Source organism: uncultured Bradyrhizobium sp., from assembly GCF_936943645.1.
Lineage (GTDB): Bacteria > Pseudomonadota > Alphaproteobacteria > Rhizobiales > Xanthobacteraceae > Bradyrhizobium.
Genome location: NZ_CAKZJO010000081.1, coordinates 157,526 through 168,439, shown reverse-complemented (window position 1 = coordinate 168,439; position 10,914 = coordinate 157,526). Strand labels below are relative to the sequence as shown.

Annotated in this window: 15 protein-coding genes; 10 read left to right on the top strand and 5 right to left on the bottom strand. The window is 64.1% G+C overall.

Annotation, left to right across the window (positions count from 1 at the left end; genetic code table 11):
* Positions 1-27: 27 nt before the first annotated feature.
* Positions 28-303, bottom strand: coding sequence for a GNAT family N-acetyltransferase (locus Q0743_RS22460; RefSeq protein ID WP_298243657.1), 276 nt, complete (start codon positions 301-303; stop codon positions 28-30).
* Between the two features lie 102 nt (positions 304-405).
* On the opposite strand from Q0743_RS22460, the gene Q0743_RS22455 reads away from it, so the two are divergent.
* Together Q0743_RS22455 and Q0743_RS22450 are read left to right on the top strand one after the other, a co-directional pair.
* Complete coding sequence (locus tag Q0743_RS22455) at positions 406-1,335, top strand: tetratricopeptide repeat protein (RefSeq protein ID WP_298243656.1); 930 nt, start codon at positions 406-408, stop codon at positions 1,333-1,335.
* Positions 1,336-1,520: 185 nt separating this feature from the next.
* On the top strand, positions 1,521-1,916 hold the full coding sequence (locus Q0743_RS22450; protein WP_298243655.1) for an SPW repeat protein: 396 nt from the start codon (positions 1,521-1,523) through the stop codon (positions 1,914-1,916).
* Positions 1,917-1,965: 49 nt separating this feature from the next.
* Here Q0743_RS22450 and Q0743_RS22445 read toward each other — a convergent pair whose 3' ends face one another.
* The 3 genes from Q0743_RS22445 to Q0743_RS22435 form a co-directional block, all read right to left on the bottom strand.
* Positions 1,966-2,241, bottom strand: coding sequence for a GNAT family N-acetyltransferase (locus Q0743_RS22445; protein ID WP_298243654.1), 276 nt, complete (start codon positions 2,239-2,241; stop codon positions 1,966-1,968).
* An 11-nt stretch (positions 2,242-2,252) separates the two neighbouring features.
* Positions 2,253-2,768, bottom strand: coding sequence for a DUF3828 domain-containing protein (locus Q0743_RS22440; RefSeq protein ID WP_298243653.1), 516 nt, complete (start codon positions 2,766-2,768; stop codon positions 2,253-2,255).
* A gap of 98 nt (positions 2,769-2,866) precedes the next feature.
* Entirely contained in the window at positions 2,867-3,226 is a 360-nt protein-coding gene (locus tag Q0743_RS22435; protein ID WP_298243652.1) for a hypothetical protein, read from the bottom strand.
* Between the two features lie 94 nt (positions 3,227-3,320).
* On the opposite strand from Q0743_RS22435, the gene Q0743_RS22430 reads away from it, so the two are divergent.
* Both Q0743_RS22430 and Q0743_RS22425 read left to right on the top strand, forming a co-directional pair.
* Complete coding sequence (locus Q0743_RS22430) at positions 3,321-3,818, top strand: hypothetical protein (protein ID WP_298243651.1); 498 nt, start codon at positions 3,321-3,323, stop codon at positions 3,816-3,818.
* A gap of 101 nt (positions 3,819-3,919) precedes the next feature.
* Entirely contained in the window at positions 3,920-4,723 is an 804-nt protein-coding gene (locus tag Q0743_RS22425; RefSeq protein ID WP_298243650.1) for a hypothetical protein, read from the top strand.
* Positions 4,724-4,738: 15 nt separating this feature from the next.
* Here Q0743_RS22425 and Q0743_RS22420 read toward each other — a convergent pair whose 3' ends face one another.
* Positions 4,739-5,314 (bottom strand): peptidoglycan recognition family protein, encoded by a 576-nt coding sequence (locus tag Q0743_RS22420; RefSeq protein WP_298243649.1) that lies wholly within the window; start codon positions 5,312-5,314, stop codon positions 4,739-4,741.
* Between the two features lie 267 nt (positions 5,315-5,581).
* Here Q0743_RS22420 and Q0743_RS22415 point away from each other — a divergent pair, with 267 nt between their 5' ends.
* The 6 genes from Q0743_RS22415 (at position 5,582) to Q0743_RS22390 (ending at position 10,914) form a co-directional block, all read left to right on the top strand.
* A complete protein-coding gene (locus Q0743_RS22415; protein ID WP_298243648.1) occupies positions 5,582-7,189 on the top strand; it encodes an acyl-CoA synthetase in 1,608 nt (535 codons plus the stop codon).
* A gap of 9 nt (positions 7,190-7,198) precedes the next feature.
* The gene (locus Q0743_RS22410) at positions 7,199-8,059 is read left to right on the top strand and encodes a DUF296 domain-containing protein (RefSeq protein ID WP_298243647.1); all 861 of its coding nucleotides are present in this window, start codon (positions 7,199-7,201) and stop codon (positions 8,057-8,059) included.
* A 105-nt stretch (positions 8,060-8,164) separates the two neighbouring features.
* Positions 8,165-8,932, top strand: coding sequence for an AAA family ATPase (locus Q0743_RS22405; protein WP_298243646.1), 768 nt, complete (start codon positions 8,165-8,167; stop codon positions 8,930-8,932).
* 47 nt (positions 8,933-8,979) lie between these two features.
* Positions 8,980-9,267, top strand: a complete 288-nt coding sequence (locus Q0743_RS22400) for a type II toxin-antitoxin system RelE/ParE family toxin (protein ID WP_298243645.1) — start codon at positions 8,980-8,982, stop codon at positions 9,265-9,267.
* A 5-nt stretch (positions 9,268-9,272) separates the two neighbouring features.
* Positions 9,273-9,560, top strand: coding sequence for a HigA family addiction module antitoxin (locus tag Q0743_RS22395; RefSeq protein ID WP_298243644.1), 288 nt, complete (start codon positions 9,273-9,275; stop codon positions 9,558-9,560).
* Positions 9,561-10,332: 772 nt separating this feature from the next.
* Positions 10,333-10,914, top strand: coding sequence for an SRPBCC family protein (locus tag Q0743_RS22390; RefSeq protein WP_298243643.1), 582 nt, complete (start codon positions 10,333-10,335; stop codon positions 10,912-10,914).

Here is a 10,914-nt window from a genome sequence, read left to right as displayed (position 1 = left end):
CCCGCGAATTCGCGGGCCCTTTTGCTTTCAGGCGACCAGATCCGCATCCTCCGGATGCCGGTCGAGATAATCGACGACGAAGCCGCAGCCGGCGATCACCTTCCTGCCGTCGCGGCGGATCAGATCCAGCGCGCCCTTGACCAGCTCTGAGCCGATGCCACGGCCGCGCAGCGCACGTGGCGTCTCGGTGTGGGTGATGATGACTGCCGTCGGGGTCAGCCGGTAATTGGCGAAGGCGACCTCGTTGCCGACATCGAGCTCGAAGCGGCTCCTGTCCTTGTTGTCCCGTACCGATGCCGCCATGCAAGATCCTTCCGACGTGCTGTTTGCTCTGATCTAGGCTCCTGAACCGGCCCTTGCCAAGGTGCGACCAAGGAGGGTTGTTGCAGGGGAGATATCCGCAAAATGCGTGTCCGGTTCAGTCTCATGCTGCTGCTCGCCGCGCTGACCTCGACGTCGCCTGTCGCGGCCGAGGGAGGTCCGGCCTGGGATGTGTGCGTGGGGCTGAGCAGCACGCCGGACCAGCGGGTCGAGGCCTGCTCCACCGTGATCGACACCAAGAGCGAGGGCGGCAAGCGGCTTGCCGGTGCCTATTGCAACCGTGGCCATGGTCTCACCGAGAAGCGCGAGCTCGATGCCGCGCTGTCCGATCTCGACGAGGCGCTCAAGCTCGACCCCTTCTATGCCTGCGCCTACAACAATCGCGGCCGGGTCTATTCCTTCAAGCGCGATTATGATCGCGCCATTGCCGATTACAACCAGGCCATCAAGCTCGATCCGTCGATGGCGCTGGCCTACAACAATCGCGGCGAGTCGCGCTTCAACAAGGGCGATCTCGACGGCGCCCTGACCGATTTCGACGCGGCGATCAAGCGCAACCCGAATTCCGCCATGGCCTTTAGCAACCGCGGTCTCGTCTATTACCGCAAGCGCGACATGGCCCACGCACTCGCCGATTATACGACGCGGATCAAGCTTGCGCCCGATCTGCTCGCCTATATCGATCGCGGCAACGTCTATCGTGACACCGAGCAGCTCGACCGCGCCGCCGCGGACTATGGCGAGGCGATCCGCATCGCGCCGACCGACGCGCGCGGCTGGCGCAATCGCGGCATGATCCGCCTCTTCCAGGGCGACAACAAGGGCGGTGTTTCCGACTACGACAAGGCGCTGCAATACGATCCCTCCGACGCCTATTCCTGGAATAATCGCGGGCAGGCCCGCCTGCGGCTCGGCGACAAGCAGGGCGCGATCGCAGATCTCCGGAAGGCGCTGGAGCTGAAGCCGGACCTGGCGTCCGCGCAGGACGCGTTGCGGAAGCTCGGAGCGCTGTAGGCGGTAGCTCATCACCGCGCATTTGCGGCCATCGAAATAATCCTCAGATCCGCTCTTGCGCCGCCGCCGGCGGTTCCCACGTACTTTGCAGGACATACGTCCGAATGCGGCCGGCAGGGTCGCCAAGACATTCGGAAGTCGTGCTCGCCAGCCGCCGACGTGTGCCTCTGTCATAGGAGGGTACGATGTCGGACTTTGGTTTCTTGAATACTCATCGGACATGGGAAGACTGGTGTGGGATGCTGCTCGGCGCGGTGATCGTGGCTTCGCCATGGTTTCCCGTCCAGGAGGCGGCGATCACCGGCGACCAGACGGTGATCCTGAATGCGGTCGCAATCGGTCTGGTCGTCTTTGGCATCAGCCAGCTCGAATATGTCGCCTTGCAGCGCTGGCAGGAGGTGACGACGATCCTCGTCGGGCTGTGGCTGATCGGCTCGCCCTATATGCTCGGCTATTCCGGTGAGGGCTTTCTGCGCATCTATCACACCGGCCTTGGCGCCGTGCTCGTGCTGCTCGGCACGCTGCAGCTGTGGCAGGACTGGGACATGACCGACCAGGACATGCTCAGGCATGGACAATAGGCCGTAGAGATCGGCAGGCCCGTCGGCAGCGGGCGGCGGGCCTGTAGGCTCAGCGCGTCACGAGATCCGCATAGTCCGGGTGCTTCTCGATCCATGCCTTTACGAACGGGCATTGCGGGATCAGCTTCAAACCGGCGGCGCGGACCTGATCGAGCGCGCCCTGCACCAGCTTCGAGCCGACGCCCTTGCCGCCGAGCTCCTTCGGCACGTCGGTGTGCTCGAACGTGACGGTATTGCCGTCGCGCCTGTAGTGCTCGGTCGCGAGGTGTCCGTCGACCTCGAGCTCGAAGCGGTGATGCTCGCGGTTGTCGATGACGTCGTTCATGTCGTCTCCGCTCAGCTCTTCAGCGAGTCCGTCAGCATCCTGCGGATCGACCAGGCCTCGCCGCCGGAGGAGCCCTTGATGTCGTCGATCTTCCAGCCACTGGCCTCGCGCACGAAGTCGTAACGCATGATCAGGTCGGCGGGTTTCCGGTCGTTGCGGTGGCCGGTGATGGTGACCGCGATGGTTGCCTTGTCGGCTTCCATCTTCTCCGCGTCAACCTTGAACGATTTCACATCCGGTTCCTGCGAATTGGTGACCGGATCGAAATCGACCGGCCCGACATCGCCCTTCGGCGTATGGGCATCCGCTTTGGCCCACAGCGCGACCAGTCCTTTGGAGAGGTACTTTGCCTTCGCAGCCCTGTTCTCGATGATGAAGGCGCCGCCGCCATCACCCTTGCCCTTGGCCGCGCGGGTGTAGATCGCAGTCAAAATCGCGACGGGATCGCTCGGGGCCGGAGTCTCGGCGAAGGCGGGCGCGATGCCGGCGAAGAGAGCGGCGGTGACAAGGGAGCGACGGGTGAGCATGGAATGTCCTGGAAATGATTTCTCTGCAATGAGGGCGAGCACGACCGCCCGGAGCGGCCGGCCTCTATGCTTGTTGACTGACGTGAACGCCGTTCGGTTCAATCGGCGGCTTTGGCGAGCCTGGAGTCTTCGGGTTGCTGCTGCGGACGCAGGCATCCCTGGCAGATGACGAGGGAGCGGTTGAGCCTGGCATCCTGCTCGGCCTCGCTGGCGTCCTGCGCCTGCAACCATTCCTTCGACTGGGGCTGAAGCGCGGCCTGCGATCGGGAGCCTTCGGATCGGGCCAGATTGCGCGTTGGCTGTGAAGCGGCACGCGGCCGATTGGGATCCTCGCCGGCGCCATCCCAAGCCAAGCGGCCCGGCTTGAAGGCGGGATCGGACGCCAGATGCGCCTGAGGGCCCACGGCGCATCCGGCAAGCGCCAGCGACAACAGGATGAAGGCGGGCGCTTTGACCATGATGCGGCACTCTGTCGGCGAGAACTGAGCGAGGTTGCGCTGATCATGTTTAAGATTCCCTGAACGGTTGCCGCCGCCGCGGCGACCAACGCCAATGCGCTATCTCCTGCCTCTGCTGGTCCTGTTCGCCTCCGCCGCGCGTGCCGAGGATGCCAAGTCCTTCAATCCTTCCGATTATCCGCCCGGCGTGCAGCAGGCGTTGCGCTACGCCAATGAGGAATGCACCAGCCAGGATGGCGGCGAGGTGACCTTCGCCTCCGGTACGGTGCGCAGGATCGACCTCACCGGCGACGGCCGCGACGACTACATCGTCGATTTCAGCGAGACCAAATGCGGAGACCGCGAGACAACCTATTGCGGAACCGGCGGCTGCGTCATGAACATCCTGGTCACGCTGCCCGACGGCAGCGTGCGCCAGGTTTTCGACGGCTATGTGCGCAGCTACACGATCATGGCGCCGCCGGTGAAGCGCGGGGCTGCGCGCAGCATCCGCTTCGATCTGCACGGCAGCTTCTGCGGTGGCTTTGGTGCGCAGGCCTGCGTCAAGCAAAGGGCGATCACGGCGACACCGTTCGCGTTCAGAGCGCCGTGACAGAGCGGGTGCGGCCTGCCGCCCCCCGCTTTTCACCTTGATTGAGCCGGCGCCGGAGTGCAATCCTTGGGTATTGTGGCTCACCAGCCGGAGCAATTTTCATGAAGCGCGTTGTCGGGCGGAATATCTATATCACGAGCCTTTCAACCGTACTCGCCAAGGTCGGAGGCGCGAGCCAGCTCGCGGAGCTCGCCGACAAATGCCATTTCAAGGCGCTCTGGCTGCGGCTGGCGCGGGGCAAGACGCTCGATGCGAATTTTTCCGGAGGTCACGCGCATGACCTCCGCGCGGCTCTCGATCAAGTTGGTGTCGAGCTGTGGGGGTGGCACGTTCCCTTCTGCGCCAATCAGAATGAAGCTGCTACCGAAGGCGCGAACGTCTCCGCCTGGGCGGAGCAGTTCGATCTGGGCGGGGTCATCATCGACGCCGAACGCACCAACGAGTCGCCGCGATTTCGCGGTCATGCAGCCGAAGCCACCACTTACATGACCCGCATCGCGCACGATCTTGCGGCGCACGATCGTGGCCTCGCGCTGTCGAGCCATGATCAGCCGTCCCTTCACACGGACCTGCCGTTCGAGCCGTTCCTGAGCAACGTGAACGACAATTGTCCGCAAGTGTACTACCGCACCGAGAACATCATCACCCGTCTGGACAAATCGGTCCATGACTACAAGATCGCCGAGCGGACACGTAATTTTCAGGATCGCTACAGGCCGACTGGCAACGTGACGATCTCGGGTGACATTCCATTTTCGAGCGTGCACGCGTGCCTCACGGCGACGCGAAACTTCATCACCGCCGTCGAGCAGCGAGGCTACGGCGGCTACAGCTTCTGGTGCATGGACGAGGCGCCCCAGGAGCTGTGGCCGCTTCTCGAGGACCTTCCGCCAGCCGTCAGCTGAGCGCGAGAGCAGGCGTCAGGAGGTCACGGGATCGAGATGCTCGCCGCCGTGGCGCTCGGCGAGCAGCTCCTTCACCTTGTCGATGAACTTGCTCTTGACGACCTTCTTTCCCGGACAGGCATGCGTCGTCAGATGATCTTCCTTATGCAGCTTCATCGAATCCGGGTTCAAGCCCAGCACCGCTGACATCGTCGCGACGGCCGCGACGGCGTTCTTTTGCACCCGCAGCCCTCGGCCGGAATCGAATTCATCCTTGTCGTAGTCGCCGAGCATTTCGAATCCCAGCGAGACTTTATTCCACGACGGCGAGTGGACGCCCGACATGGTCATGGGTGTAAACGCCCAGATCTTCTTGTCGTCGATGAAGAGGTGCGGGCCGGCCTTCCAGTGTTGCTGGTCCCTGAAAAAGCTTTCCAGATTCAGGATGTGCTGTTTGGTGAAGCCGTTGGGGCGCTGTGCCAGCGTCGGCGATGCGGTGTTATGCAGGACGATGAACGACGGGCGCCACGCGTTCCAGGTCAGTGCGTGCGCATAGCTGTCGAATTCATCAGGGGTATAGGCAATACCGACAATCCCTTTCCATTCCAGCATGGTTCTTCTCCCAAATGAAATCATGAAATTCGTGCCGCGCATGCGCGGCGGACTGTGCAATATCAGAAATGACAACTTGAGATCGTAGTCACATAATCCTTCTTTGGCAAGGAACCCGGGGCGAGCGTCTGGTGCCTCGGCGGGCGAGACGCATGCTGGCGACGGGAGGGTCTGCGCCGGCCAGCCTTGCGGTGGCCGATTGGATGGCGATAAACAGGGCTCGAAAGCGGCCCGCTTGCGTAGGCCAGCTATCGAAGAGGAAGCCCGATGCAGCCCCTGCGCATGTCCCGCCGCGTCATGAATCTCGCTTACATGCTGACCCAGAATGCGCGGCGGCACGGTGCGCGTCCCGGTTTCGTCTGGGGTGACAGATCCTGGACCTGGCGGCAGATCGATGCGCAGGTCTCGGCGCTGGCGGCTGCGCTCGCCGCGCGCGGCATCGCCAAGGGCGACCGCATCCTGGTCCATTCCAAGAATGGCGACGAGATGTTCTTCTCGATGTTCGCCGCATTCCGGCTCGGCGCGGTCTGGGTGCCCACCAATTTCCGCCTGATGCCGGACGAGGTCACCTATCTCGCACAGGCCTCGGGGGCGAAGGCGTTTCTGTGCCACGTCGATTTCCCCGAGCATGCCGCGGCCGTGAAGGGCGGGGCGCTGGAGTTCACCTGGAGCATCGACGGCAAGGGTGCGTTCGGCGAGACGTCGGTTGCGGAGGCTATCGCATCGCGAGCCGGAGAGGTGGTCGACAACGTCGCTGTGGAACACGATGATCCCTGCTGGTTCTTCTTCACCTCGGGCACCACGGGCCGCTCCAAGGCCGCGGTGCTGACGCATGGCCAGATGGGCTTTGTCGTCACCAACCATCTCGCCGATCTGACCCCTGGCGTCACCGAGGACGACGCCTCGCTGGTGGTGGCGCCGCTGTCGCACGGCGCCGGCGTGCATCAGCTGGTGCAGACCGCGCGCGGCGTCTGCACCGTTCTCTTGCCGACCGAGAAATTCGACATCAACGAGGCGTTCCGCTTGATCGAGACGCATCGGGTCGCCAATCTCTTCACCGTGCCGACCATCCTGAAGATGATGGTCGAGCACCCCGCCGTGGACAAATACGATCATTCCTCGCTGCGTCACGTGATCTATGCGGGTGCACCGATGTATCGCGAGGACCAGAAGGCCGCGCTGAGGAAGCTCGGCAAGGTCATCGTGCAGTATTTCGGCCTCGGCGAGGTCACCGGCAACATCACCGTGCTGCCGGCGGCGCTGCACGATCCCGAGGACGGCCCGCACGCGAAGATCGGCACCTGCGGCTTCGAGCGCACCGGCATGCAGGTCTCGATCCAGGACGACGAGGGCAGCGAGCTCGCCGCCAACCAGAGCGGCGAGATCTGCGTGATCGGACCTGCGGTGCTCGCGGGTTACTACGACAATCCCGAGGCCAACGCGAAAGCGTTCCGCAACGGCTGGTTCCGCACCGGCGATCTCGGCCACATGGACGAGGAGGGCTTCGTCTACATCACCGGCCGCGCGTCGGACATGTACATTTCCGGCGGCTCCAACATCTATCCGCGCGAGATCGAGGAGAAGATCCTGACGCATCCGGCGGTCGGCGAGGTCGCGGTGCTCGGCGTGCCCGATGCGACCTGGGGCGAGGTTGGCGTTGCCGTCTGCGTTGCGCGCGAGGGCGAGAAGGCGGTGAGCGAGGCCGAGATGGCGGCGTTCCTGTCGCCCAAGGTGCCGCGCTACAAGATGCCGAAGCGCTTCTTCTTCTGGGAGGCCTTGCCGAAATCGGGCTATGGCAAGGTGCCGAAGCGCATGGTGCGCGACGAGCTCGAGGCCCGCGGGCTGCTCGATCTCGACAAGACGAAGACGGGCTGAGCGTTGGCGATGCGGAGTATCAAGCAGCCGGGCGCGCCGATCGCGGAACGCATCCAGTGGGTAGAGGCGAGGGGACGCGCCTTTTCCTTCACGCTTCAGGCGGGCCTGCCGCTGTTGGAGGCCGCGCGGCGCGGCTTTGCCGCCGAGGGATTTGCCAGCGGCGTGCTGAATTTCGGGCGCGGCACGCTTGGGCCGTTCGCCTATGTCATGCCGGCGCTCTCGAAGACCGGCGAGAACGCCGCATTCTACAGCGACACCTATCGGCCCGGCGGCCTGACGCGCACCAGGCTCGGCAGCCTGACGTTCGGCACGCGCGATGGCGCGCCGTTCTTTCATTGCCACGGGCTGTGGACGGAGGCGGACGGCAAGGCGAGCGGCGGCCACATGTTGCCGGACGAGACTGTCGTCGCCGAACCGTTCGAGGTCGAGGCTTTCGGTCTCGATGGCGCGACATTCGCCGCCGAGCCCGATCCGGAGACCAATTTCAGGCTGTTCGGGCCGGTGGCCGCCGCGCGCACCGGCGCGCGTACCTCTACCAGCGCCTTCGCGCTGCGGCTGCGGCCCAATCAGGACTTTGCCGGCTGTCTTGAAGAGTTCTGCCGCGCGCGTGGCATCGCGCGTGCGAGGATCCATGGCGGCGTCGGCTCGACCATCGGCGCACGCTTCACCCAAGGCGGCGTGACCGAGCCGTTTGCGACCGAGCTTGCGGTGACGGCCGGGCTGATCGCGCCCGGGCCCTCCGGCGCGCTCGAAGCCGTGCTCGATGTCGCGCTGGTCGACTACACCGGCGGCCTCGCCGAGGGACGCCTGGTGCGCGGCGACAATCCGGTGCTGATGACGATGGAGCTGGTGCTGGAGCCGCTGGATTAGGCTGCGATCGGAGATTGCGCGCGGGGCTCTCGCCAGTTGCTCGATCTCTGAGTTCTCGTTATGTTCTGATCCGAAGTATCGGGCAGAACGGACGGAGAGACGGTCATGAGCCGGAGAGGTCATCGCACCATCAACCTGCCGGCGCCGTATCTGAAGCGGGTCTGGCTCGATCCGTTGCAGGTGGGTGATCGCGAGGCCTATCCGTTTTGCCTGCCCATCTTCCCGGACGAGTTCGAGCTCAACTTCGACACCGCCATCACGATCATCGTCGGAGAGAACGGCACGGGGAAGTCGACCATCCTCGAGGGGATCGCAGCACTCGCCGGCTACGACGATGCCGGCGGCGGCAAGGGCTATATGCCGGTCGACCATTCCGAGGCACGCGAGAAGATGGGAGGTCAACTCGCCAGGGCGCTGCGCGCGAGCTGGCTGCCGAAGATCACCAATGGCTGGTTCTTTCGCGCCGAGAGTTTCTTCTCGGTCGCGCGGTATCTGGACAAGGCCGCGCGCGATGCCGGCCAGGCCGGTCCCGATTTCCTGTCGCACTCGCACGGCGAGGGCTTCCTGCGCTTCTTCGAGGAGCGCTGTCAGCGCCAGGGCATTTTCATCTTCGACGAGCCGGAATCGGCGCTGTCGCCGGCGCGGCAGATCGAATTCCTCAAGCTGCTGCGCCGCATGGAGGAATCCCGGATCTGCCAGGTCATCATGGCAACGCATGCGCCGATGCTGATGGCGTATCCCAATGCACGGCTGCTGCGGCTCGGGAAATACGGTCTGGAGCCGGTGAGGGTGGAAGAGACGGAGCATTACCGGCTGATGCGGGAGTTTTGTGCCGATCCGCGCGGGTTCGTCGAGGCGACGCTGGGGGAGTGAGTGCCGTATTCATTGCCGTTCACCGAAGCCCGTAGTATGTTTCTGCCATGATCAGATCCTGGCGGAACGCGGCAAGCCGCAAGGTCTGGGATGGCGACCGCCCGAACCAGTTTCGCGGGCTGGACTTCGAGGCGGCGGTCGATTTGCTGCTCGCGTTGAACGTCGCAAAGTCGCTTGGTGATCTCAGCCCGTTGAAGAGCGTCGGATTGCATAAGCTGAAGGGCGATCGCAAGGGACAATGGGCGATGACGGTCAACGAGCGGTGGCGCATCTGCTTCGAGTTTACCAAGGGCGACGCCTACGAGGTTGAAATCGTCGACTATCATAAGGGCTAACATCCATGCCTCCTCTCGTGCACCCCGGTCGTTTGCTCAAGCGCGAAATGACGGTGCGTGGGCTTAGCGCCAACAAGCTTTCCATCGACATCGGCGTGCCCTCGGGCCGGATCACTGATATCTTGAACGGGCGTCGCGGTATCTCTGCGGACACGGCGGTGCGTCTCGGACGCTATTTCGGCAACAGTCCCCAGTTTTGGCTGGACTTGCAGGGACAGCACGACATCGGCGTCGTCGAGCGCGAGAAGGGGGCGGAGATCGCGCGTCGGGTGAGGCCGGCCGACGCTGCGTGACGGAGTTTTGGTCCAGGCTTCATCGGAGCAGCTTGCGAACGATGTGGACACGGCCTGACCTCCTCGCGGCATGAACTGCCCGAGCTTTGCGGCATTCGCCGCCCTCAAAAGTGCCGAGGGCGCAGGGAAGGCCGGGTGCCGGCTGGCACCCGCGGTCCACTGTGCGAAACCTGCGTGACAAGAAGCTGCACAGCGGCATACAGGTGTAGCCAAACATCCGGCCTTCCCTGCGCAGTGGGTTGACGGCTTATGTCGTGCTCTCCTCGGGGAGCGATGCGCTATTGCCCCCGTCGCCTTCTCGGATGGCTGATGCGCGCGGTCCGGTCGGGCCGCGACATCACCGCAAGGCTTGGCGCACAGACTGCGGGCGCCGGGACCACACGATTTTGCCGTACGGAGGCTGCACCGGTCGTGTGCGCGACACCCTCGCTCACGGTTGCCCGCCCTGCGAAGCCCTTCGCGCCGACGCCGCCTACGTCCACCACGTCCCATCCCGCGTTCGTGACGATCGCGATGCGCCCCTCGGCCCGGGACGGGATGGCTTCCTATACGATAATCCGAAGTTCTGATAAAGAGAAATATTTCGATTTGGTGGCGTTGACCCGCCCGTGGGTGTTTTGCCTCTCGGGCGGCGCAACGGGTTGTGGGGGCGTGCCGGGACCCGCCGCAACGGCGCCACGAACCGGTCTCCCCTCGGCCCCAAAATGCGCTAGGATGACCGCAGCGCGCATGCCAAGTCGCGCACGATCAACTGGACGTAAGAGGAAACGAGATGAGGGTGACGATTGGACGGCGCACGGCCGTGGCCGGCGCGCTGGCTGTGTGTGGGGCGGCAGGCTTGACAGCGGCCTTTGGGCCGTTTTTTTCACCGGCCGCCTGGGCGCATGGGCCGACGCGGCAGAAGGTGCGTGAATCCATCGAGATCAACGCGCCGCAGGACAAGGTCTGGGCCGCGATCCGCAACTTTCAGGACATGAGCTGGCTTCCGCCGGTCACCAAGACCACGGGCGAGAAGGGCAACGAGGTCGGCGCGACGCGGACGCTGACGTTGCAGGGCGGCGCGACGGTCGAGGAGGAGCTCTACAAATACGAACCCGACATGCTGAGCTATTCGTACCGGATCACCAAGGTCGACGTGAAGGTGCTGCCGGTGACCAATTATTCCTCGACGCTGACGGTATCGCCCGCGCCCGACGGCAAGGCCAAGCTGGAATGGGCTGGCGCGTTCTACCGCGGCTTTCCCAACAACGATCCGCCGCCGGAGCTGAACGACGAGGCCGCCAGGACGGCAGTGAGCGGGCTCTACAAGACCGGGCTCGAGGCGCTGAAGAAGAAGATCGAGAGCGGTAGCTGA

Coding starts and splice junctions, on each gene's coding strand:
- Q0743_RS22460 (WP_298243657.1), bottom strand. CDS start 303: ATGGCGGCATCGGTACGGGACAACAAGGACAGGAGCCGCTTCGAGCTC.
- Q0743_RS22455 (WP_298243656.1), top strand. CDS start 406: ATGCGTGTCCGGTTCAGTCTCATGCTGCTGCTCGCCGCGCTGACCTCG.
- Q0743_RS22450 (WP_298243655.1), top strand. CDS start 1,521: ATGTCGGACTTTGGTTTCTTGAATACTCATCGGACATGGGAAGACTGG.
- Q0743_RS22445 (WP_298243654.1), bottom strand. CDS start 2,241: ATGAACGACGTCATCGACAACCGCGAGCATCACCGCTTCGAGCTCGAG.
- Q0743_RS22440 (WP_298243653.1), bottom strand. CDS start 2,768: ATGCTCACCCGTCGCTCCCTTGTCACCGCCGCTCTCTTCGCCGGCATC.
- Q0743_RS22435 (WP_298243652.1), bottom strand. CDS start 3,226: ATGGTCAAAGCGCCCGCCTTCATCCTGTTGTCGCTGGCGCTTGCCGGA.
- Q0743_RS22430 (WP_298243651.1), top strand. CDS start 3,321: ATGCGCTATCTCCTGCCTCTGCTGGTCCTGTTCGCCTCCGCCGCGCGT.
- Q0743_RS22425 (WP_298243650.1), top strand. CDS start 3,920: ATGAAGCGCGTTGTCGGGCGGAATATCTATATCACGAGCCTTTCAACC.
- Q0743_RS22420 (WP_298243649.1), bottom strand. CDS start 5,314: ATGCTGGAATGGAAAGGGATTGTCGGTATTGCCTATACCCCTGATGAA.
- Q0743_RS22415 (WP_298243648.1), top strand. CDS start 5,582: ATGCAGCCCCTGCGCATGTCCCGCCGCGTCATGAATCTCGCTTACATG.
- Q0743_RS22410 (WP_298243647.1), top strand. CDS start 7,199: ATGCGGAGTATCAAGCAGCCGGGCGCGCCGATCGCGGAACGCATCCAG.
- Q0743_RS22405 (WP_298243646.1), top strand. CDS start 8,165: ATGAGCCGGAGAGGTCATCGCACCATCAACCTGCCGGCGCCGTATCTG.
- Q0743_RS22400 (WP_298243645.1), top strand. CDS start 8,980: ATGATCAGATCCTGGCGGAACGCGGCAAGCCGCAAGGTCTGGGATGGC.
- Q0743_RS22395 (WP_298243644.1), top strand. CDS start 9,273: ATGCCTCCTCTCGTGCACCCCGGTCGTTTGCTCAAGCGCGAAATGACG.
- Q0743_RS22390 (WP_298243643.1), top strand. CDS start 10,333: ATGAGGGTGACGATTGGACGGCGCACGGCCGTGGCCGGCGCGCTGGCT.